This is a genomic window from Rhizobium sp. C4 (assembly GCF_021026315.1).
GTDB lineage: Bacteria > Pseudomonadota > Alphaproteobacteria > Rhizobiales > Rhizobiaceae > Ensifer_A.
Map to the genome: position 1 here is coordinate 258109 of NZ_JAJNCX010000006.1, position 20290 is coordinate 278398.

Sequence of the window (20290 nt, forward strand, 5' to 3'; positions counted from 1 at the left end):
CTTGAGGGTGCTTGCGCGTATGAACATAAGAATTGCCGCAGATGCCACAAGTTTTTTCGGACGAGGACGTTTCGAATGAGGGAGAGGCATCCCTCCTCTCCCCTTGTGGGAGAGGATAGCTCGCCCCAAGAGCCGCAGGCGATTGGCTTGGCGAGCTTGGTGAGGGGTGAATTGCGGCATATGCCGAGGATAAATCGAAACCCCTCACCTGGAAAATCTAGCACTTAGCTAAAGCTAAGATGCTGATTTTCCTTCCTCTCCCACAAGGGGAGAGGACCGGACTTCATCCCACAATTTCCCCACTCTCCAACCTTCACGCTATTCTGTAGCTCTTCCGCCACCGGATGGACCAGCGACGACTGGCCCAGGCGGGAGGAGAGCCTGATGCGATGTTTCGTAACGTGCGGGACATCACATCAGGGGACGCGGGCGGCATTGAGACAAAAACCTCAGTGAAACGACTCCCCCGATGGGCCGCGAATGGCTCGGCGGCTTGGCTGCGCCAAAGAACCCGTCTGCCTCCGCAGACGGCTTAGCGAGGCGGCCCGCGTTTGAGGATCAGGGTCGGATGAGGCCCTGCCTTGCAGATCTCGACGGGTCGCGCTGGCGCTCCGCCGTTATTTTTAAACTACCCATCAGGGCGGCGCGTCAGCGTGGCTCTCCGGAAGCTGATGTCCAGAGAAAGGGACGGAGGCGGTTAGACCGGAGGATATCTCGGGAAAGGTTTTTTTCGGGTGATTTGGCACGCCGCCTGCGGCCAATCTCCCCCCTTGCGGGGGAGATGTCACGGAGTGACAGAGGGGGGTATGGCGGGGCAGGACGATCAATGGAAGCGGAATATGACGGACGGCAAGGGCACCCCCCTCTGCCCTGCCGGGCATCTCCCCCTTGAAGCGGGGGAGATTGGGTGTGGCACTGGCACCACAAAGACAGAAACACGCCACCTTGCAATCCTCAAAAATATTGTTATACATAATAACTAGTTTTGGGAGGAATTCATGCCAGTTATATCCATGCCGGGCATTCGCCCTGTGAACTTCGGCACGCTCGACGTCTCGGTGACGACGGCGGAAAACGGGGTGACCTATATCCGTCCGGTCACGCCGATCGGCGACGTTCCGGTTTCCACCATTGCCGTGCTGGAATATTGGGCCGAGCATGCGCCGGATCGCCTGTTCCTCGCCGATCGCCTGCCCAATGGCGAGTGGCGGCGGGTGACCTATCGCGAGGCACGCGACATGAGCCGCGCCATCGCACAGTATCTCATCGACCACGAACTCTCCGTCGACCGCCCCGTTGCCATCCTCTCCGGCAACTCGGTCTATCACGGCCTCGTGGCGCTGGGCTGCATGAGCGCCGGCGTGCCCTACGCGCCGATCGCGCCGGCCTATTCGACCAAGTCGAAGGATTTCGACAAGCTGCATCACGTCTTCGACCTGATCACGCCCGGCATGGTCTTCGCCGAGCATATCGAACTCTACAAGGACGCAATCCGCGCCGTCGTGCTGGAAAGCATCCCTGTCTTCGGCACCGGCGACCTCTCGACCGTGCCCGGCGCGCATAATCTCAACGAGATCCTGACGCAGGCGGCAACGGAAGCCGTCGACATCGCGATTTCCAATCTCGGCCCGGAAACGATCGCCAAGTTCCTCTTCACCTCCGGCTCCACCGGCAAGCCGAAGGCCGTGATCAACACGCAGGGCATGATCTCGGCCAACCAGGTGATGATCCGCGACACGCTGGCCTTCCTGAAGGACGAGCCGCCGGTTCTGGTCGACTGGCTGCCCTGGAACCACACCGCCGGCGGCAACCACAATTTCGGCATCGCCCTCTTCAACGGCGGCTCGCTCTACATCGACGACGGCGCGCCGACCCCGATCGGCATCCACAAGACCGTCCATAACCTGCTCGACATTGCCCCGACGCTCTATTTCAACGTGCCGAAGGGCTATGAAATGCTGGTCGAGCATCTGCGGACCAACGAGGTGCTGCGCAAGCGCTTCTTCTCCCGCGTCAAGGTGCTGCAATATGCCGGCGCCAGCCTCGCGGATCACGTCTTCAAGGCACTCGAAGAGCTCGCCATGGAAACGGTCGGCGAGAAGATCATGATCATCACCGGCTATGGCTCGACCGAAACCGGCCCGTTCCTGTCGACCACCGTCTGGCCCGTCGGCCGCCCCGGCGAAATCGGCCTGCCGGCTGCCGGCTCCGAGATGAAGCTCGTGCCGAATGGCGAGAAGCTGGAAGTCCGCGTCAAGGGCGCCTCGATCACCCCCGGCTACTGGCGCCAGGCCGACAAGACGGCGGAAGCCTTCGACGACGAAGGCTATTACCTGATGCAGGACGCGCTGCGCTATCACGACCCCAGGGACATCACGAAGGGCCTGCTCTTCGACGGCCGCGTGACGGAAGACTTCAAGCTCGACACCGGCACCTGGGTCAACATGGCAAGCGTCCGCGGCTCGACCATCCGCGGGCTCGCCCCGCTGGTGCGCGACCTCGTGCTGACCGGCCTCGACCTGCCGCATATCGGCGGCCTGCTCTTCCTCGACTACGACGCCTGCCGCCGCGAATTCCCGGAACTGGCAACGGTCGAGGACACGGCAGCCATCGCCAGGCATCCGGCGCTCGTCGCCCGCATCCAGTCGGGCCTCAACGAGCTTGCCCGCAACTCGACCGGCTCCTCGACCATGGTGGCCCGCGCCATCATTCTCGAAACGCCGCCCTCGCCGGATTTGAACGAGATCACCGACAAGGGCTCGCTCAACCAGCGCGCCGTCATGGCAAACCGGGCCGACGACTGCGAAGCCCTCTACGCGGCCGAGATCCCGGCCCATGTTCTGGTCGCCAATCGCAAGGGGTGAGGCGGTCGGCTTCGGCACCGTCGCCCCCTCATCTGCCTGCCGGCATCTTCTCCCCGCGGGGGAGAAGAGGAAGAGCCGCAACGCCCATGGCCCCCTCGCCCCCTTGTGGGGAGAGGTCCGCCGAGCGTCAGCGGAGGCGGGGTGAGGGGCAGCCCAAATTCAATGTTCGAATGCACGGAACAACCACACCACGCCTGAGAGGAGAACACCCATGGACATCAACGGCATAGCAGTTGCCATCACCGGTGGCGCATCGGGCCTCGGCGCAGGCGTCGCCAAACTGCTCGCATCGAAGGGCGCAAAGGTCGGAATTCTCGACCTGAACGCAGACCTCGGCGAAGGGCTGGCAAAGGAACTCGGCGCGACCTTCGCCCGCTGCGACGTCTCGAATGAGGAAAGCGCAATTGCCGCGCTTGACGCATTGGAAGCCAAGAACGGCACCGCCCGCGTGCTCGTCAATTGCGCCGGCATCGGCACGGCAAGCCGCATCGTCGGCCGCGACGGCCCGCATTCGCTCAGCGCCTTCGAGCGCGTCATCAAGGTCAATCTGATCGGCACATTCAACATGATGCGCCTCGCCGCCCACCGCATGCAGGCGCTCGAACCGCTCGCCGATGGCGAACGCGGCGTCATCATCTCGACCGCCTCCGTCGCCGCCTTCGAAGGCCAGATCGGCCAGGCCGCCTATGCAGCCTCCAAGGGCGGCATCGTCGCCATGACCCTGCCGGCGGCGCGCGAATTCTCCAAGATCGGCATCCGCGTCAACACGATCGCACCGGGCCTGTTCAAGACCCCGCTGATGAACGAACTGCCGGACGAGATCCAGGCCAGCCTCGGCGCCTCGATCCCCTTCCCGTCGCGTCTCGGCTCGGCGGAGGATTTCGCCAAGCTCGCCGCCTCGATGATCGAGATGAGCTACCTCAACGGCGAAACCGTCCGTCTCGACGGCGCGCTGCGCATGCAGCCGAAGTAAGGAAGAGGTCTATTCGGCCAGCCTGTTGACGAGCCGGATCAACTCGTCGCGGGCTTCCGGCCCGCCGAGCTTCTCGATCATGCGGTCCTCATGCGCCTTCCAGGTGGTCAGCATGTTCTCGGCGAACTGCTCGCCGAGCGGCGTGAGGAAAAGCGCCTGGACGCGGCGGTCGGTCTCGGACTTGCGCCGCTCGACCAGATCACGCGCCTCCAGCCCGTCGACGATGGCGACGAAATTGGCGCGCTGGATGCCAAGCGCTTCCGCGACCTCGCTCTGCTTGAGGCCCGGATTGTGCTTGATGATGAGCACGACGGAAAAGTCGGCAGGACGCAGGCCTTCTGCCGCGAAGGATTCACCGAAGTCCTGGAACACTGCGAGCTGGGCGCGGCGCAGCCTGTAGCCGACCGCATCGCTCAGTACGGAATAGTTGATAATGATTCGCCTCCCCATAGCGAAGGTTTGGCAAACACTACATAATTCTGCGCCAATTGCAAAAAATCGCAACCGCGCACCTTGCCCAATCTTCGCTACAGTTATACTATATAACTAATTTGGAAGACAACAGCAAAATATAAGACAGGCATGGGGAGGACGAGACCGATGGCCGACAGCAAGCAGAATATCCGTGTCAGCGTGGAAGGCAATCTCGCCTCGCTGACCTTCTGCCGCCCCGAAAAGCGCAACGCCATCAATGACCGCACGCTCGCCGAGCTGCGCGCCTTCTTCACCGCCCCGCCGCAGGGCGTGCGCTGCGTCATCATGAGCGGCGAAGGCGGGCACTATTCCGCCGGCCTCGACCTTTCCGAAGCCGTCGAGCGCAATTCGGTCGACGTCTTCCGCCATTCGCGCAGCTGGCATGAGGTCATGGACCTGATGCAGTTCGGCGGCCTGCCGATCGTCTCGGCCATGCAGGGCGCCGTCATGGGGGGCGGTCTGGAAATTGCCGCAGCCACCCATGTCCGCATCGCCGAACCTTCGGTCAAGTTCCAGCTGCCGGAAGGCAAGCGCGGCATCTATGTCGGCGGCGGCGCCACGGCCCGCATCTCCCGCATCGTCGGTCCGGACCGCATGACCGAAATGATGCTGACCGGCCGCATCTATTCCGGCGAGGAAGGCCAGAAAATCGGCCTCGCCCACTATCTCGTCGGCGAAGGCGAAGCGCTCGCCAAGGCGAAGGAACTGGCCGAAAACATCGCCACGAACTCGACGCTGATCAACCAGATGGTCATCCAGGGCATTGCCCGCATCAACGACATGAGCCGCGCCGACGGCCTCTATGTCGAAAGCCTGACGGCCGCCATGACCCAGACCGGCCCCGACGCCCGCGAGGGCCTGAAGGCCTTCCTGGAAAAGCGCAAGCCCAACTTCTCCTGAGGGTCTGGCCCCATCCGGGCCACCGCCCCTCAAGAAACCCGTGCGCCCGCCCGCATTTCCCGTTGAAGCGGACGCACGAACACGCTAAGAAGCCGCATCGGATCGGCTTCAGGCCGAAAGCGTGCACCCGTAGCTCAGCTGGATAGAGTGTTGGATTCCGATTCCAAAGGTCACAGGTTCGAATCCTGTCGGGTGCGCCATTTCCGCCGATTGCACGTCACAACAAGCGACAGCTGAACCAAACCCGGGCGAACCTTGGGTTCAGACCCTTCGTGTCTGGTAGAGCGCAACCGCATCGGCCCCGCCCGGAAACTGAAGCCGACCTGTCGTGTCGTGGACGGCATTCCAGATGGCTTCGGCGACATCCGTTTCCTTGGTCGTCATGGCGGGATGCGCAAATGCCGCGAAGATCGGCGTTGCGAAACCGGCATAGGCCGGCGGGATCAGATCTTCTATCCGCACATCCGTATTCTGCGCAAAACGCGTCGTCGGCGCATAGCCGGGTTCGACCAGCGTGGCGCGGACATCGAAATAGCCAAGCTCGTGCGCGAGCGAGCCGGTAAAGCCCTCGATCGCCTGCTTGCTGGCGGTGTAGGCCGCCGCCAGAGGCATGGCAGCGAGCGTCACGCTCGACGTCACGTTGACGATCACGCCGGAGCGACGCTCACGCATCTGCGGAATGACGGCCTGGCACATGGCCATCACGCCGAATGTGTTGGTGGCGAAGACCTTGCGGACATGCGCCATCGGCGTCGCCTCGAAGGCACCGACAACGCCAATGCCGGCATTGTTGACCAGCACGTCAATGGGGCCGGCTGCCGCAATGGTGGCGGCGATGCTCTCGTCGCTTGTGACATCGAGCGGCAGAAGACGCAGCCGGGGTGAAGCCGGGAAAAGGCTGGCATCGGGGCGGCGCATCGTTGCGATGACATTCCAGCCCTTGTCGAGGAAACGGCGCGCCGTCTCAAGGCCGTAGCCAGAAGATGTGCCGGTGATCAGGATCGTTTGCATGGGAACCTCCATTCGTTTCGGATGGTTCCTTGATAGCTCCGATCATCTGGACGAACTATAATTCAAGATCCATTTATATTGCTCAATCGTCCATACCGGCAACAAACTCGCCAGCACTCTGATCTCAGGCGAGGCCGGCGCTGCCATGCATCCGGGCAAATTGTCCCGGCGGGCAGCCAAGCCGCTTGCGGAACGCCGTGCTGAAGGCGCTGGCGGAATCGTAGCCGATGTCGTCGGCGATCCGGTCGAGCGTCTTCGCCCCGCGCAGCAAGGCATCCTTGGCCAGCGCCATGCGCCAGCGGGCGAGATATTCGATCGGTCCGCAGCCGAGCACGGCGGCGAAACGCGCGGCAAAGGCCGATCGCGATTGGCCTGCGATGCGCGCAAGGCCCGCAACCGTCCAGTCGGCGCGGACATCCGCATGCATGGCGGCAAGCACCCGCGCAAGCGCGGGATCGCGCATGCCGTGCAGGAGACCGGCGCGGTCTTCGTCCATCGTCTTTTCCTGTGACCGCAGGGCCTCGATGAGCAGAACTTCGAGCATGCGCTGGAGGATCATGTCCTTGCCCGGCTCGTCGCCACGGCATTCCTCGGCGATGAGATCGATCAACCGGCCAAGCCGGGCCGACCGCCCTTCCGACGGCGGAACATGGATCATGCGCGGCAAAAGGGCGAGCAGCAGCGGCGCATTCACCGCCTCGATACGAAACGTGCCGCCCAGCGCCATGAAATCAGCTTCGCCCTCCGGCTCGCCATGGCGGACAGGCACATCCATCGGGTCTGTCGGCGTCCCGACCATGCCTGGGCGGCTGCTCAACGTGAAGGCCGGCGTTGAGGGCAGCAGCACGAATGCGCCCGTCTCCAGCTTCAGCGGCTTTTCCCCCTCAAACGCAATCCAGCATTCGCCCTTGAGAATGATCGTGAAACCGGGGGCATCATGCGCGGCATAGCGCACGGCCCATTCACCCAGGCCGGAAATGGGCTTCGAGATGGCCGTGTTCGGTCGAAGCAGGGCAATCACGTCGCTGAGCGGGTCCATTCGGATGGTCCATAGATTATTATGAGGGAAAATTATGGATCGTCCAGGACTGCAAGTCCAGAGCCTCGGGCAGATGGCCGGATCACGCAGCGCGGCGCACCGCCATCTCCTCTTTGCTTCAGGAGAACCTGCGACACGAAACTCCCCCCAACCGCCCCCTCTCCCCCAAAACAAGCACGGCGGCCGGGGAAACCCGACCGCCGCTAACTCGCTAGTTCTAACAATTGCGCAGGAGTGAAATGTATGGATCGGAAAATTTCTGTACTATGCTTTCTGGATATTTAACTCTCGAACGACGCGCAATATCTTGCGACACAGGCGGTGAATTTTGAGACGCTGGGTCGAAAAAACCGTCGGCAGCGAGGGCCTTTCAGGCTAAGATGCGGGCGCGGGCGGCGGAGGGGGCAGGTGTCTGCCCTGCCGGGTCGACACATGCCGTAATCATCGAATCAGGACTTCAGGACATGACACACAAGGAGCGCGCGGCGCGCCTGCCCTTCGTCCAGATCGGCATCGGTCCGGGCATGCCCGAGCCTCTGGAGGCCGCCCGGCAGATCGTTCGGCTGATGTTCGATCTCGATGCCCCGACGCCGGAGATCGGCGAGAATTTCGAGATGAACGTCACGGTCTACGATCTGGGTCCCTTGCAGATCTCGACATGCCGGTCTTCGGGAAGCATCCTGCGGCGCACCCCGGCGCTTGTCGCGCTGACCCGCACCGATCACTTCATCGTCCAGTTCTACAGACGCGGCAGCTTCCATACGACGATCGAGGGCACCCGCGCAGACGTGCCGGCCGGTTCGCTCGCCTTCCTCGACCTGACGCGCCCCAGCGTGATCGAGGCGGACAGGGTCGACAACCTGGCGCTGACGATCCCGCCGGATTTCCTCATTCCCCTGGTCGCCGATCCGCACTCCATCCACGGACTGGTGCTGAGGCCCGACAGCGAGGCGAACGTGACGCTGACCATGCATCTGGAGGACCTGTGGCAGCGCCTGCCGACGCTGACGCCGGCGGAGGCGCAGGAGGAAGCCCAATCGCTCTGCGCCATGCTGGCCGCGGTCATCGGCGCCCATGCGCAGCGGCGCTCGATGGCGCGGGCGCATCTGCGCAAGAACCAGTTCGGCGCCATCTGCCGCTGGATCGACGGCCAGCTCGGCGATCCAGCGCTGGAACCGGCGGCCATTACCCGCAAGTTCTACATCACGCGTCCCACGCTCTATCGCATGTTCGAGCAGCGCGGCGGGATCATGAAATACATCCTCGAACGCCGGCTGGAGAAGGTGTTCCACGACCTCGTCGACAAAAGCCGCAGCGACGAGAAGATCGGTTCGATCCTGCATCGCTGGGGCCTGCAGGATCACACCTCCGCCGGCCGGGCGTTCCGCTCCTATTTCGGCGTGACGCCGAGGCAGGTCCGCGCCAGCATGCCGGCCCGCATGAACTGGCCGCCGCGGACAAGCACCGAAGCCTTCCGCATCGACAACATCGACCGGCTCGGCCCGCTGCTGGAAAAGCACAACGTGCGTGTCACCCGCGACGAATAGAAGGGCCGGGCGAGACGAAACCCGCCGCGCTCCTCCTGCCGCCAGTCCGGAAATTTGCATGATCATTCCTGCAAATTGGAGATCCGCACCCCATATGAAGCTCGACGCCGGCGGTCGCACGCGGCTGGATCAGAGAGGACGGGCGGCATGGACACGATCGAGACGGACCGACTTTCACTGAGGAATTTCAAGCCGCAGGATGCGACCGATCTGTTTGCCTACCTGCATCGGCCGACCGCAAGCTGTTTCCTCTCCATGGCCCTTGAGGACATGCAGGCGGCCGAGGACGAGGCGCGGAAACGCAGCCAGGACGACGAGCACATCGCGGTCTGCCTCAGGCAGACCGGTCAGGTGATCGGCGACGTCTTTGCCGTTCAGGAGGAGGACACGTTCTCGATCGGCTGGAACTTCAACCCCGCCTTCGGCGGCCAGGGCTATGCCCTGGAAGCGGCGCGCGCCATGATAGCCGATCTCTTCACCAACCGGAACGCGCGCCGGCTCTATGCCTATGTGGAAGACCACAACCGCCCCTCGCGCCGTCTGTGCGAGCGGCTGGGCATGCGGATGGAAGGCATGTTCCTCGAATTCGTGTCCTTCCTCAACGACGCCGACGGCGAGCCGATCTACGAGAACACCGGGCAATACGCCCTGCTGCGGAAGGAATGGGAAGCATTGGAGAAAGGGCGGTCGACGTCCTGAAGCGAGGGCAACCTCAAGCGATCAGAGACGCGCCTTCAGGGACAGGGCGGCACGGCCGAAGTCGATCGGCACCGCGGACGACCGACGCCCGGCGGTAAGCTCCGGCCCGCCCACGCCCACGGCAAGCAGCTTGCCGAACGCCTCGACGTCCACCGGCGGGCTGAACAGATAGCCCTGATACAGCCGGCAGCCGGCCTCGCGCAGGCGGTTGAGCTGCTCGACCGTCTCGACACCCTCGGCAATCACCTGCAGATCCAGCTTGTCGCCAAGGTCGATGATCGCTTCCGTCACCACCATGTTCGACTTGTTCGTCAGCATGTCGTGGACGAAGGCCTTGTCGATCTTGATCTGCCCGAGCGGGAAACGGTGCAGGACGCTGAGCGAGGAATAGCCGGTGCCGAAATCGTCAAGCGACCAGACAATGCCGATCGCCTTCAGCGCATTCATCTTCTCCGTCGTCGCTTCGACATTGTCGACGAACATGCTTTCGGTCAGCTCAAGCTTGAGCCTGGAGGCGTTGACGCCGCTGAGGCGGACGATTTCTGCGACGCTCTGGACGAAATCAGGCTGGCGGAACTGCGATGCGCTGACATTCACGGCCATCGTCAGATGCTCCGTCTCCGGCCGCGCCTCCCAGATGGCCAGCTGCGCACAGGCCGCCCGCAGAACCCAGTTGCCGATCGGAACGATGAGCCCGGTCTCCTCGGCGAGCGGGATGAACTTGAACGGCGGAATGTCGCCCATCTTGGCATGGCGCCAGCGAATGAGCGCTTCGGCCCCGGTCACGGCGCCATCGTCATCGACCTGCGGCTGGTAGTGAAGCACGAAATCGCCGTTGGCGATCGCCTTGCGCACCTCGGATTCCATCATCCGCCGCGTCGACAGGTCGGCATTCATGATGACGACGATGAAGACCAGCTCGATGAGGGCAGTGATGGTGTTGGCCCAGACGCCAATCTCCGCAACATCCTGGGGAATGACGAGAGCCGGGTCCTTGATGCCGATGAACGTGTTGGAAAAGACGGCGAAACCCACCAGGCAGAGCGCCGGGATCACGTATTTCATATAGATGCCGCCACGGCGGAAGATGAAATACCCACCGAGCGCGACGGAGAGGAAATGCATCTGCGTGGCCCGGTGCACGCCCTCCGGCACGTTGTCGAAGAGGCAGGACACCGCAATGAACAGCGGCAGGACATGCCCGGCCAGCATCGCAGCCGCCGTCAGCCGTCCCCGATAGGCGAGCCAGAACAGGACAAGACCGAAAATGATGAGGACCGCATGCATGGCGGCCAGCACCGGCCTGTCGAAGACAATAAACGCCGTTCCCCATGCCATGCCGATCAGCATGACAATGGTTCCCGAGCCCAATAAATTGGCTCTCACCCGACGTATATGCCCGTCATCCCGCATGTAACACTTTTAAATTGAACCTTAGAATCGCCAGTCTCAATCATTAAGGCACTTAGATATAAAATAAACATAAACTGACAAAAGACATTTTTAACGATTGGGCGGATGCCGATCCGGCAAACGCCGCCTGCGTGCGAGGCGCCACCGCGCCGCATGGGCGCCGGCCAAACCTTCTCCATCTGCTCCCGGATGTGACGCCTTGTCACCGAAACCGCTTGCCGACCTTCCGAACATGCACCCTCTCCAACGCACATTTGGTACTACCATATGGCAGCTTATACTTTAGTTTTGCCCTCATGTCTTTGACTCAGCGCAAGATATATGCGACTAGACGAACCAATACCGCTGTTTTGGTAGGACCATATTTCCGGGAGGGATCACTATGGGGGCTTGGAATCAAACCTATGACCCGTTGGGCAATATCTGGCTGTCGAGCCTTTTCGCCGCGGTTCCGATCATCTTTTTCTTCGTCGCGCTGACCTTTCTGAAGCTGAAAGGCTATGTCGCCGGCACGATCACGGTCGTGCTCGCGCTCGCCGTCGCGATCTTTCTTTACGGCATGCCGACGCAAATGGCGCTCGCCTCCGGCGTTTTCGGCTTCTTCTACGGCCTGTGGCCGATCGCCTGGATCATCATCGCAGCGGTCTTTCTCTACAAGGTCTCGGTCGAGACCGGACAGTTCGAGATCATCCGCCGGTCGATCCTCTCGGTCACGGAAGACCAGCGACTTCAGCTGCTCCTCGTCGGCTTCGCCTTTGGCGCGTTTCTGGAAGGGGCAGCCGGCTTCGGCGCGCCGGTGGCGATCACCGCCGCCCTCCTCGTCGGCCTCGGCTTCCAGCCGCTCTATGCCGCCGGCCTCTGCCTGATCGCCAACACCGCCCCGGTCGCCTTCGGCGCCATGGGCATTCCGATCATCGTTGCCGGTCAGGTCACAGGGCTCGATCCCTTCCATATCGGCCAGATGGCCGGCCGCCAGCTGCCGCTTCTCTCGGTTCTGGTGCCCTTCTGGCTCATCCTCATCATGGATGGCGTGCGTGGCGTGCGCGAAACATGGCCGGCGATCCTGGTTGCCGGCGGCTCGTTTGCCATCGTGCAGTTCTTCACCGCCAATTTCGTCGGTCCGGAACTGCCGGACATCACGGCGGCCCTCGCCGCCCTCGTCATCCTGCCGCTCTTCCTGAAGGTCTGGAAACCCCGCCGCATCTTCCGCTTCGAAACGGAAGCCGGCACCCCGGCCGCAAGCGCCGCCCCCGCCAAGACGACCTATACCGCCGGCCAGATCGCCCGCGCATGGTCGCCCTTCCTGATCCTGACCGTCTTCGTCATGATCTGGAGCATCGCCCCCTTCAAGGCGCTCTTCGCCGGCAAGGGACCGCTCGCCGGCATGGTCAGCCATGTCAGCGTTCCCTTCCTCGACAAGCTGGTGATCAAGCAGCAGCCGATCGTCAATGCCGCGACGCCCTTTGCCGCCGACTTCAAGTTCGACTGGTTCTCGGCCACCGGCACGGCGATCTTCCTCGCCGCGATCCTGTCGATCATCGTGCTGCGCATGAAGCCGGCGCGCGCGGTCGCCACCTTCGCCGAGACCGTCAAGGGGCTCCTGGTCCCGATCTACTCGATCGGCATGGTGCTCGCCTTCGCCTTCATCGCCAACTATTCGGGCCTCTCCTCGACGCTCGGCCTCATGCTGGCGCAGACGGGTTCGAGCTTCACCTTCTTCTCGCCCTTCCTCGGCTGGCTCGGCGTGTTCCTCACGGGCTCCGATACGTCCGCCAATGCGCTCTTCGCCTCGCTGCAGGCGACCACGGCGCATCAGATCGGCGTCAGCGACGTGCTGCTCGTTGCCGTCAACACGACGGGCGGCGTCACCGGCAAGATGATCTCGCCGCAATCGATCGCCATTGCCTGCGCAGCAACCGGCCTCATCGGCCGTGAATCGGACCTCTTCCGCTTCACGGTCCGGCACAGCCTGGCGCTCGCAGCCCTTGTCGGCATCATCACCACCGTGCAGGCCTATCTCCTGCCGTGGATGATCCCCTGAGCTTGAAGCGCCGCCGCCGCCAATCTGGCAGGCGGCGGCGCGAACCGGCATAGTGACAGGAACGATTCGGGCGCGGAGGACAATGGCGCTCGGTCCGGCTTCACCATCCAGCAAGGTCACCTGACAATGACGCCCACACTCGCCTCTTCCGCAGCCGAAAGCGTGACGGATCGCGTCGAACGCGCTGTCGAAACGATGATCGAGGAACGCCGTCTTGCCGTCGGCGACCGGCTTCCGTCGGAACGGGCGCTGGCCGACATGCTGGGCGCCTCGCGCAACAGTCTCCGGGAAGCCTTGATGCGGCTTGCGGCCCGCGGCCGCGTTACCATCCGCAAGGGCGGCAACATCATTGCCGAGCCGGCCGCCACGCGATCGAACGCGCAATGGACCCACGCGACCATCGACGATCCCCTCACCCCGGTCGTCGCCGGCAATCCCGGCTTTGGCCAGGATGTGCTGGAGGTACGCCGCGGGCTGGAGGGCCAGGCGTCCTATCATGCAGCCCTCCGCGCCGGGGAGAAGGATATCGACGCGATCCGCCGCTGCTTCGACGCGCTGGCTGACTGCCACGCGAAAGGCGACGCGGTGGCGGAAGCCCATGCGGATGCCGCCTTCCATCTGTCGATCGCAGATGCCTCGCACAATGCCGTGCTGCGCTCGGTCATGTCGAGCATGTTCGGCCTCCTGCAAAGCAGTATCTCGCAGAGCCTCGACAAGCTCTACATCGTGCCGCGCACCTTCGAGCGGCTTAGCGAACAGCATCAGGCGCTGGTGGATACCATCGCCGCCGGCGATGCGGACGCCGCCCGCCTCGCCTCCGACAGCCATATCGCATTCGTTGCAGAAACCATTCGCACCATCGACGAGGAGCGCGCGCGCATCGAGCGTGCCGAAGCCCTTCGCACAACACTTGCAAGGACCTGAACCGCCATGATCATTTCATCGCCCACCGATTATCGCGAAGCCGCCCGCCGCCGTCTGCCGCCCTTCCTGTTCCATTACATCGATGGCGGGGCGAATGCCGAACACACGCTGCGCCACAACGTCTCCGACCTCTCCAATATCGAGCTGCGCCAGCGCATCCTGAAGAATGTCGAAAGCCTCGACATTTCGACCGAACTCTTCGGCCGCAAGATGGACATGCCCGTGGCGCTCTCCCCCGTCGGCCTGACCGGCATGTATGCCCGCCGCGGCGAAGTGCAGGCGGTGCGCGCCGCCACCTCGCGCAACATTCCCTTCACGCTCTCCACCGTCTCGGTCTGCCCGATCGAGGAAGTGCAGAAGGCCTCCTCGGCCCCGATCTGGTTCCAGCTCTATGTGCTGAAGGATCGCGGCTTCATGAAGAATGCGCTGGAGCGTGCCATGGCCGCCGGCATCACCACGCTCGTCTTTACCGTCGACATGCCGACGCCGGGCGCCCGCTATCGCGACGCCCATTCCGGCATGTCCGGCCCGAATGCCGCCTTCCGCCGCATGGTCCAGGCCGTTCTCCATCCGCATTGGGCCTTCGATGTCGGCCTGTTCGGCCGCCCGCATGATCTCGGCAACATCTCCGCCTATCGCGGCCAGCCGACGAAGCTCGAAGACTATATCGGCTGGCTCGCCAACAATTTCGATCCGTCGATTTCGTGGAAAGACCTCGAATGGATCCGCGACTTCTGGAAGGGCCCGATGATCATCAAGGGCATTCTGGACCCCGAAGACGCCCGCGACGCCGTGCGCTTCGGCGCGGATGGCATTGTCGTCTCCAACCATGGCGGCCGCCAGCTCGACGGCGTGCGCTCCACCGCCCGCGCCCTGCCCGACATCGCCGATGCGGTGAAGGGCGAACTGAAACTGCTCGCCGATTCCGGCATCCGCTCCGGCCTTGATGTCGTGCGCATGCTGGCCCTTGGCGCCGACACCGTCATGCTCGGCCGCGCCTTCATCTACGCACTCGCCGCCAACGGCGAAGCCGGCGTCGCCAACCTCCTCGACCTCATCGCCAAGGAAATGCGCGTCGCCATGACGCTGACCGGTGCACGGTCGATCGCGGAGATCGGCCGGAGCTCACTTGCGATGTGAGGTTAGCCCGGCAAAGGCAGAAGGCTCAGTACGAGCATGGTCCGAGGAAGCGTGAAACCTCTGCCTCGATCGCCGGTGTATCCGGCCCCTGTTTCGATAACCGCGACAGCGTTTCTTGCAGCAAACGGTTGTCTTGCCGGTATTGCGCAACCGCCTCTCCCTGCATTCGCTGCTTGAGGAGAGGCAAGGCGGTCCCCGCTCTCGGTCCGGCACGGCAAAGCGCAATCAACGCGGCGAGATAAGGCTCCTGCCATTCGTAATATTCCGTGACCGATTTGCCCTTGCTGGCCTCTAGCACTGGAACGAGGCTGTCGAGCAGGCCAATCAGTGTCGGAACAGCCTGATCTCCGAAGGCAGAAAGCTTCTCAATGGCGTCTGCACCCGCCCGTCGAACCTCAAGATTGCCGGCAAGGGCAGCAAGGCTGTCGAAATACGGCAGCACAGCGCTGTCCGGCAAAGCACCAATGGCGCGAGCGGCGGACAGGATTTCCTGCTCACGCGCGCGCTTCGTCATCGAAGCTCCATTTTGAGAGGCGGCATCGAGACGAGATAACAGCGAGGCCGCCACCTCGCTCACCACTTCGGGATGGGTCTTCGCGATCAAAGCAACAGCCTTGTCGGCATTGACGACAAGCGGAACCCGCTTCTCGGCCATCACCCGAAGACTGAGTGAAAGATCTTCGGGTGACATCTGCTTCTTGCCGGCAAAGCTCTCAAAATAGACGAAAAGCGCATTCGCGCCATCCAGGGGCAATGGCTTCACGCCGTTGATCGCGTCGGCAATCACCGCACGAACATCAGCTTGCGAATGGCTATCGTGAAGCAGCAGGTCGAACTTGAGGCGTTCCTGCGCGAAAGCGGTGGGACTGTCGATGCCCTTGGCAAAAGGTTTGACGTCAAGGGTCTTATCGGACCTGTCCCATTGAGGCGCAAGCTTCACGTTCATCAGCCTGCCGCCTGCAGCGGATATGATCGGATTGATCCGATACAACCGCACGGACGTTGAACGGTAGCGCTCCTGCAGAACGCCAGACTGCCGAGTGAAAAATGACAACCTGTTGGCCGAAGCGGTATCGGCAGTCAGACTGAACCCCGCCTCATTAGGCTGTAGCCCAAGCTTTGCACTGCCATAGATCAGAACCGCGTCAGCATCGCCCACCTTTGCGGGCTCGGAAATCAAGCAATTGCCTTTGGCTGCCTCTATCCGAAGAAGATCGAGCGACGTCTTGTCACCGAACTTCCTTTGCTCGCCTTTGACCGTTGCCTGGCTATCGTTATATTCGATATTAATAGCCGGACACTGCGATCGTTTTTCCAAACGAAAGCGGGTTCCGTACCAACTGTCATCCGGTGGCACAGCGACCGAAGCCACTCTGGCCATGATAACCGCACCGGCAGAGCGATTCAGCAGTACGCGTTGGCAGAACCCATCGCAAATTGCGTTCCTGGGATACCAGGCATCTTCGACCACTGCGAGATTTGCTATAGGCCCCACCGGACCTTCAAGATCGTGATCGTCCGCCATCAACACCGCAGCACGCTCTTCGAGAGCCGTGTTGAGCTTACCCATTCCCAGCCACACACTACCGACAATGACAGCCGTCGCCAAAGCCAGCCTCAGCGGCAGCCACGGCAGCCTTACCAGCCAGAGCACCCTTTCCAACACCGTCAAGGCGAGCAGATAGACGGTTACCGTCGGGGTGATCAGGATCAGCAAGAAAATGGGGATGCCGACGATGGTCCATGTCAGCAGGTAGGAAAGGTCAAATCCGAACGGGGTCATGCTCAGAGCCGAGATGACCACCGCGACGGCGAGATAAAACAGAAACCAACTATATTTGCTCATACCGCGATCTCAATGCAGAATTGCCGGAACCCTACAGGCCATCTCTTTCGGATATGTGAAAACGGTTCTTCGTGTCAGAACGAGAACGCGCTGCTTGCTCCTCTACTCTGGAAAACCCGCCGCACCTGTGCCACCCTCCCGCCCATGACCTACCTCATATACGCGGCTGCAGCCCTTGCCGAAATTGCCGGATGCTATGCCCTCTGGGCCTGGCTGAAGCTCGGGAAATCGCCGCTGTGGCTGGCGCCGGGCATCGTCTCGCTGGCGCTCTTCGCCTGGCTTCTGACCCGCATTCCGGCCGAGGCGGCTGGGCGCGCCTATGCCGCCTATGGCGGGATCTATATCCTGATGTCTCTCGCCTGGATGTGGCTGGCAGAGGGGCAGAAGCCGGATCGCTGGGATGTCAGCGGAGCCGTCATCTGCCTTGTCGGTTCGGCCCTCATTCTCCTGCCGAACAGGGGCTAGCCCGCCGCGAAGTGATGCCGCCTCCATCCTCCGCCGGGGCGATGTCACAAATGCTTGCAAATTGTCTTGGTTCTGTCGTCTGATGATGGCATGAGCATTCGAAAAAGCTGGCGTATTTCAGTGCGCTGCGCTTGCCAGAAGCTTAGCCATCGCTGCAGGCGACAGGCCAGACAAGAGGATCGCCCGCCATGACGGACACCACGCTCGAACACGATGACATGACCGACAAGACGATCGTCGATTTCGATGCCGGTGATGGTGAAACCGCGGCGGTCAAGATGGGCGCCTATTCCGACAGCCTGAACGCCGCCAAGCGGAAATCCGTTCGTCTTGTCGATGCCATCACCGGTGCGGCCCTGAAGCGCAAGGACGCCATCCGCGTCGACGACCTGCGCCCTGCGCTGGTCGAATATATCCGCAGCCAGCACCCGACGATCACCTCGGACGACTATGTCAGCCGTCGGGCCATGGACGACCTGCGCGGAAGCTACATTGCCGAGCTGCTGAAGGACGAGCGCGGCGAACTCTCCTTCCTCGAAACGGAAGTGGTGGAAAGCCTCAAGACGCATGACACGCTGACCGAGAACATCGAAGACGAATATGATGACAAGCGCACCATCGGCGACCGGGTCGCCGACTGGGTGGCGGCCTTCGGCGGAAGCTGGACCTTCATCATCGGTTTCTTCGCCTTTCTCGGCTTCTGGATGATGCTGAACGTCGCGCTGGGCGAAAAGGAGGCCTTCGACTCCTATCCCTTCATCCTGCTGAACCTGATCCTTTCAACCCTCGCCGCCTTCCAGGCGCCGATCATCATGATGAGCCAGCGCCGCCAGGAAGCCAAGGATCGCCTGCGCGCGCTCAACGAATACAAGGTCAACCTCAAGGCCGAACTCGAAATCCGCCACCTGCATGAAAAGGTCGACCACCTGCTGAACCGCCAGTGGGAACGTCTGACGGAAATCCAGCAGGTGCAGATCGAAATGATGAACGATCAGGCCAAGGCGACGAAGCGCATGCTGAAGGCCGCCCGCGAGATCAAGCCGGTCAAGCCGGTGAAAGCGCCAAAGGCAAGCACGCCCAAGACGCCGACAACGCCCGTCAGCAACGATTAAGCCCGCCATCACGACGCCGTCATTGAAGCGTCTTTTCTTCACGCAGGTGCCGAAAACAGCCCGAAATGAACGCCAGATGAACGGCACATTCCGGCATCGTTCAGCACCGCGGACCTAGTCTCAGATCGTTCGCTGATGAGGCGACCGACGAGACAAACGGATCGCCCGAGGCCATGGCGCTGATGAAACCGCGCCAACCGGGGCATTTGAGGAGAACTTCGATGAACAGCATTCTCGGCAAGGCATTCCTGGCAGCCGCCATCGGCCTCGGCTCGCTGGCCGCCCTCCCGGCAACGGCCTCGGCGGACCAGGTGATCGTCATTCGCGACGGCTGGCACCACGGCTGGCGCGACCGCTACGAGCGCCGCTACGAATATCGCCCGCGCTACGAACGCTATGACGCACCCCGCTACGGCTACTACGCCCGCCCGTGGCACCATCACCATCGTCCCATGCGCTGCTTTGAAAACCGCTGGGGCCGCCTGGTCTGCGATCGGTGAGACCGGAAAATTCGACGCTATCCAAAGGGCCTCCCGTCAGGGGGGCCTTTTCCGTTCGGCGCCGAAGAGGCTCTTTTGTTTCATGTCGAAGGACTGATCGAGGACGGCCAAGCCATCCGGCTGAGCACCACCCTGCAGGAGGATGTGCTGAGACGTGTCGATGTCCATGCCGAAGCGCGCGGGCTGACTCGATCCCGGTTCCTGGCTCAGGCTGCAAGGCATGAGATGGAAAATTCCCGAGGCTGAAAGGCCAGCAGCGCTGCGTTTCATGAATGCGATGCGCGCATGCCATTGTTGATGATCTCCCGGCATGGTCCGAAACGGGTATGGGGATGGATCACTCCCCCGCTTCCGGCTGTCTTGCAAGCCCGGACATCGTGGCGAGATGCCGCCGTCGCTCCCGGTAGGCACTGATCTGCGTGTCGGCGATGACGCCAACGAGGATGACGCTGCCCATGACGGCGAAGTTGAGCGATGAGGGGATGCCGAGCAGATTGACGAGGTTCTGCAGGACCTGAAGCAGGATGACGCCGAGCACGACGCCGATGATCGAGCCTTCGCCGCCGCGCAGCGAGAAGCCGCCCAGCACGGCGGCCGCGATCCCGTAAAGCTCATAGAAATTACCGTGGGAGGCCGGCTGGACCGAGCGCGTGTACATCGCAAAGAACACGGCCGAGACGGCAGTGAGGAAGATGCAGAGCACATAGGTCGACACGATCACCCGCCTCGTATTGATCCCCGCATAGCGCGCCGCCACTTCGTTCTTGCCCACTGCAAAGAGGTGGCGGCCGAACACCGTGCGATGCAGGATGAACCAGGCGACAACCGCGACCACGGCAAAGGCGATGACCGAATGGGGGATGCCACCCGTGCGCCCCGCCACGATCCGCTCCAGCATCGGAAAATCCGATCCGAAACTGAAGCCGGCAGTCCCGTCCCTCGTGTAGAAGCGCGCAACCCCGCGATAGATCAGCAGGCCGCAGAGCGTGACGACAAAAGGCTGCAGCTGCAGCCTCGTCACCAGCCAGCCATGCAGGAGGCCGATCAGCACGCCCAGCACCAGCACGATCAGAAGAGCCATCGGCCATGCAACGCCCCAGGTGGCGATGAGATCGATGAAGATCACGCCGAGAAGCGCAATCACGGAGCCGATGGAAAGCTCGATCCCGCCCGTGACGATGACAAAGGCCTCGGCGATGGAGAAGAGACCGAAGAGCCCGATCAGGTTTGCCGTATTGGCCAGGTTGACGGGCGAGATGAACCGCGGATTGACGAGGGCAACGATCGTGCCCACGCAAAGAACCAGCACCGCCAATCCCAGATCTTTCTTGTGCATGTGCGC

The 20290-nt window shown here is 62.3% G+C and carries 18 protein-coding genes and 1 tRNA gene; 13 read left to right on the forward strand and 6 right to left on the reverse strand.

Annotated elements, in window-relative coordinates; all coding sequences use genetic code 11:
• Positions 1 to 998 precede the first annotated feature (998 nt).
• Both LQK84_RS13210 and LQK84_RS13215 read left to right on the forward strand, forming a co-directional pair.
• Positions 999 to 2864 (forward strand): feruloyl-CoA synthase, encoded by a 1866-nt coding sequence (locus tag LQK84_RS13210; RefSeq protein WP_230829194.1) that lies wholly within the window; start codon positions 999 to 1001, stop codon positions 2862 to 2864.
• Between the two features lie 211 nt (positions 2865 to 3075).
• Positions 3076 to 3837 carry an SDR family NAD(P)-dependent oxidoreductase gene (locus LQK84_RS13215; RefSeq protein WP_230829195.1) on the forward strand — a complete coding sequence of 254 codons (762 nt, stop codon included), beginning with the start codon at positions 3076 to 3078 and terminating at the stop codon, positions 3835 to 3837.
• A gap of 9 nt (positions 3838 to 3846) precedes the next feature.
• Here the strand turns inward: LQK84_RS13215 and LQK84_RS13220 are convergent, their stop codons facing one another.
• Positions 3847 to 4287: a MarR family winged helix-turn-helix transcriptional regulator gene (locus tag LQK84_RS13220; RefSeq protein ID WP_230829196.1), complete on the reverse strand. Its 441-nt coding sequence runs from the start codon at positions 4285 to 4287 to the stop codon at positions 3847 to 3849.
• 150 nt (positions 4288 to 4437) lie between these two features.
• On the opposite strand from LQK84_RS13220, the gene LQK84_RS13225 reads away from it, so the two are divergent.
• Both LQK84_RS13225 and LQK84_RS13230 read left to right on the forward strand, forming a co-directional pair.
• Positions 4438 to 5211 carry a crotonase/enoyl-CoA hydratase family protein gene (locus LQK84_RS13225; RefSeq protein ID WP_230829197.1) on the forward strand — a complete coding sequence of 258 codons (774 nt, stop codon included), beginning with the start codon at positions 4438 to 4440 and terminating at the stop codon, positions 5209 to 5211.
• 123 nt (positions 5212 to 5334) lie between these two features.
• Positions 5335 to 5411 (forward strand) — tRNA-Arg (locus LQK84_RS13230).
• A 61-nt stretch (positions 5412 to 5472) separates the two neighbouring features.
• Here the strand turns inward: LQK84_RS13230 and LQK84_RS13235 are convergent.
• Positions 5473 to 6222: an SDR family oxidoreductase gene (locus tag LQK84_RS13235; RefSeq protein ID WP_230829198.1), complete on the reverse strand. Its 750-nt coding sequence runs from the start codon at positions 6220 to 6222 to the stop codon at positions 5473 to 5475.
• Positions 6223 to 6346: 124 nt separating this feature from the next.
• Positions 6347 to 7261 (reverse strand): AraC family transcriptional regulator, encoded by a 915-nt coding sequence (locus LQK84_RS13240; protein WP_230829199.1) that lies wholly within the window; start codon positions 7259 to 7261, stop codon positions 6347 to 6349.
• Between the two features lie 464 nt (positions 7262 to 7725).
• Here LQK84_RS13240 and LQK84_RS13245 point away from each other — a divergent pair, with 464 nt between their 5' ends.
• Both LQK84_RS13245 and LQK84_RS13250 read left to right on the forward strand, forming a co-directional pair.
• Complete coding sequence (locus tag LQK84_RS13245; RefSeq protein ID WP_230829200.1) at positions 7726 to 8808, forward strand: helix-turn-helix domain-containing protein; 1083 nt, start codon at positions 7726 to 7728, stop codon at positions 8806 to 8808.
• 147 nt (positions 8809 to 8955) lie between these two features.
• Entirely contained in the window at positions 8956 to 9507 is a 552-nt protein-coding gene (locus tag LQK84_RS13250; protein WP_230829201.1) for a GNAT family N-acetyltransferase, read from the forward strand.
• A 21-nt stretch (positions 9508 to 9528) separates the two neighbouring features.
• Here LQK84_RS13250 and LQK84_RS13255 read toward each other — a convergent pair whose 3' ends face one another.
• Entirely contained in the window at positions 9529 to 10857 is a 1329-nt protein-coding gene (locus tag LQK84_RS13255) for a putative bifunctional diguanylate cyclase/phosphodiesterase (RefSeq protein WP_230829202.1), read from the reverse strand.
• Between the two features lie 445 nt (positions 10858 to 11302).
• Between LQK84_RS13255 and lldP the strand changes: the two genes are divergently transcribed.
• From lldP to lldD, 3 genes are all read left to right on the forward strand, one after another.
• The gene (lldP, locus tag LQK84_RS13260; RefSeq protein ID WP_230829203.1) at positions 11303 to 12961 is read left to right on the forward strand and encodes an L-lactate permease; all 1659 of its coding nucleotides are present in this window, start codon (positions 11303 to 11305) and stop codon (positions 12959 to 12961) included.
• A gap of 126 nt (positions 12962 to 13087) precedes the next feature.
• Positions 13088 to 13885, forward strand: a complete 798-nt coding sequence (locus LQK84_RS13265) for an FCD domain-containing protein (protein WP_230829204.1) — start codon at positions 13088 to 13090, stop codon at positions 13883 to 13885.
• Positions 13886 to 13891: 6 nt separating this feature from the next.
• Positions 13892 to 15025: an FMN-dependent L-lactate dehydrogenase LldD gene (gene lldD / locus LQK84_RS13270; RefSeq protein ID WP_230829205.1), complete on the forward strand. Its 1134-nt coding sequence runs from the start codon at positions 13892 to 13894 to the stop codon at positions 15023 to 15025.
• Between the two features lie 25 nt (positions 15026 to 15050).
• Here lldD and LQK84_RS13275 read toward each other — a convergent pair whose 3' ends face one another.
• On the reverse strand, positions 15051 to 16871 hold the full coding sequence (locus tag LQK84_RS13275; protein ID WP_230829206.1) for a hypothetical protein: 1821 nt from the start codon (positions 16869 to 16871) through the stop codon (positions 15051 to 15053).
• Positions 16872 to 17015: 144 nt separating this feature from the next.
• On the opposite strand from LQK84_RS13275, the gene LQK84_RS13280 reads away from it, so the two are divergent.
• The 4 genes from LQK84_RS13280 (at position 17016) to LQK84_RS25325 (ending at position 19194) form a co-directional block, all read left to right on the forward strand.
• Positions 17016 to 17336, forward strand: coding sequence for a YnfA family protein (locus tag LQK84_RS13280; RefSeq protein ID WP_230829207.1), 321 nt, complete (start codon positions 17016 to 17018; stop codon positions 17334 to 17336).
• 188 nt (positions 17337 to 17524) lie between these two features.
• Complete coding sequence (locus LQK84_RS13285; protein WP_230829208.1) at positions 17525 to 18448, forward strand: DUF1003 domain-containing protein; 924 nt, start codon at positions 17525 to 17527, stop codon at positions 18446 to 18448.
• A 182-nt stretch (positions 18449 to 18630) separates the two neighbouring features.
• Positions 18631 to 18948 carry a hypothetical protein gene (locus LQK84_RS13290; protein WP_230829209.1) on the forward strand — a complete coding sequence of 106 codons (318 nt, stop codon included), beginning with the start codon at positions 18631 to 18633 and terminating at the stop codon, positions 18946 to 18948.
• 144 nt (positions 18949 to 19092) lie between these two features.
• Positions 19093 to 19194, forward strand: coding sequence for a hypothetical protein (locus tag LQK84_RS25325; RefSeq protein WP_442966960.1), 102 nt, complete (start codon positions 19093 to 19095; stop codon positions 19192 to 19194).
• 91 nt (positions 19195 to 19285) lie between these two features.
• Here LQK84_RS25325 and LQK84_RS13300 read toward each other — a convergent pair whose 3' ends face one another.
• Positions 19286 to 20284: an ABC transporter permease gene (locus tag LQK84_RS13300; RefSeq protein WP_230829210.1), complete on the reverse strand. Its 999-nt coding sequence runs from the start codon at positions 20282 to 20284 to the stop codon at positions 19286 to 19288.
• Positions 20285 to 20290: the final 6 nt, after the last annotated feature.

Excerpts from the sequence above, each read along its gene's own strand:
- LQK84_RS13245 (WP_230829200.1), top strand. The coding sequence starts at position 7,726 with ATGACACACAAGGAGCGCGCGGCGCGCCTGCCCTTCGTCCAGATCGGC.
- LQK84_RS13290 (WP_230829209.1), top strand. The coding sequence starts at position 18,631 with ATGAAACCGCGCCAACCGGGGCATTTGAGGAGAACTTCGATGAACAGC.
- LQK84_RS13250 (WP_230829201.1), top strand. The coding sequence starts at position 8,956 with ATGGACACGATCGAGACGGACCGACTTTCACTGAGGAATTTCAAGCCG.
- LQK84_RS13265 (WP_230829204.1), top strand. The coding sequence starts at position 13,088 with ATGACGCCCACACTCGCCTCTTCCGCAGCCGAAAGCGTGACGGATCGC.
- LQK84_RS13255 (WP_230829202.1), bottom strand. The coding sequence starts at position 10,857 with ATGCTGATCGGCATGGCATGGGGAACGGCGTTTATTGTCTTCGACAGG.
- LQK84_RS13225 (WP_230829197.1), top strand. The coding sequence starts at position 4,438 with ATGGCCGACAGCAAGCAGAATATCCGTGTCAGCGTGGAAGGCAATCTC.
- LQK84_RS13235 (WP_230829198.1), bottom strand. The coding sequence starts at position 6,222 with ATGCAAACGATCCTGATCACCGGCACATCTTCTGGCTACGGCCTTGAG.
- LQK84_RS13280 (WP_230829207.1), top strand. The coding sequence starts at position 17,016 with ATGACCTACCTCATATACGCGGCTGCAGCCCTTGCCGAAATTGCCGGA.
- LQK84_RS13240 (WP_230829199.1), bottom strand. The coding sequence starts at position 7,261 with ATGGACCCGCTCAGCGACGTGATTGCCCTGCTTCGACCGAACACGGCC.
- LQK84_RS13275 (WP_230829206.1), bottom strand. The coding sequence starts at position 16,871 with ATGAGCAAATATAGTTGGTTTCTGTTTTATCTCGCCGTCGCGGTGGTC.
- LQK84_RS13210 (WP_230829194.1), top strand. The coding sequence starts at position 999 with ATGCCAGTTATATCCATGCCGGGCATTCGCCCTGTGAACTTCGGCACG.
- LQK84_RS13215 (WP_230829195.1), top strand. The coding sequence starts at position 3,076 with ATGGACATCAACGGCATAGCAGTTGCCATCACCGGTGGCGCATCGGGC.
- LQK84_RS13300 (WP_230829210.1), bottom strand. The coding sequence starts at position 20,284 with ATGCACAAGAAAGATCTGGGATTGGCGGTGCTGGTTCTTTGCGTGGGC.
- LQK84_RS13285 (WP_230829208.1), top strand. The coding sequence starts at position 17,525 with ATGACGGACACCACGCTCGAACACGATGACATGACCGACAAGACGATC.
- LQK84_RS13220 (WP_230829196.1), bottom strand. The coding sequence starts at position 4,287 with ATGGGGAGGCGAATCATTATCAACTATTCCGTACTGAGCGATGCGGTC.
- lldD (WP_230829205.1), top strand. The coding sequence starts at position 13,892 with ATGATCATTTCATCGCCCACCGATTATCGCGAAGCCGCCCGCCGCCGT.
- lldP (WP_230829203.1), top strand. The coding sequence starts at position 11,303 with ATGGGGGCTTGGAATCAAACCTATGACCCGTTGGGCAATATCTGGCTG.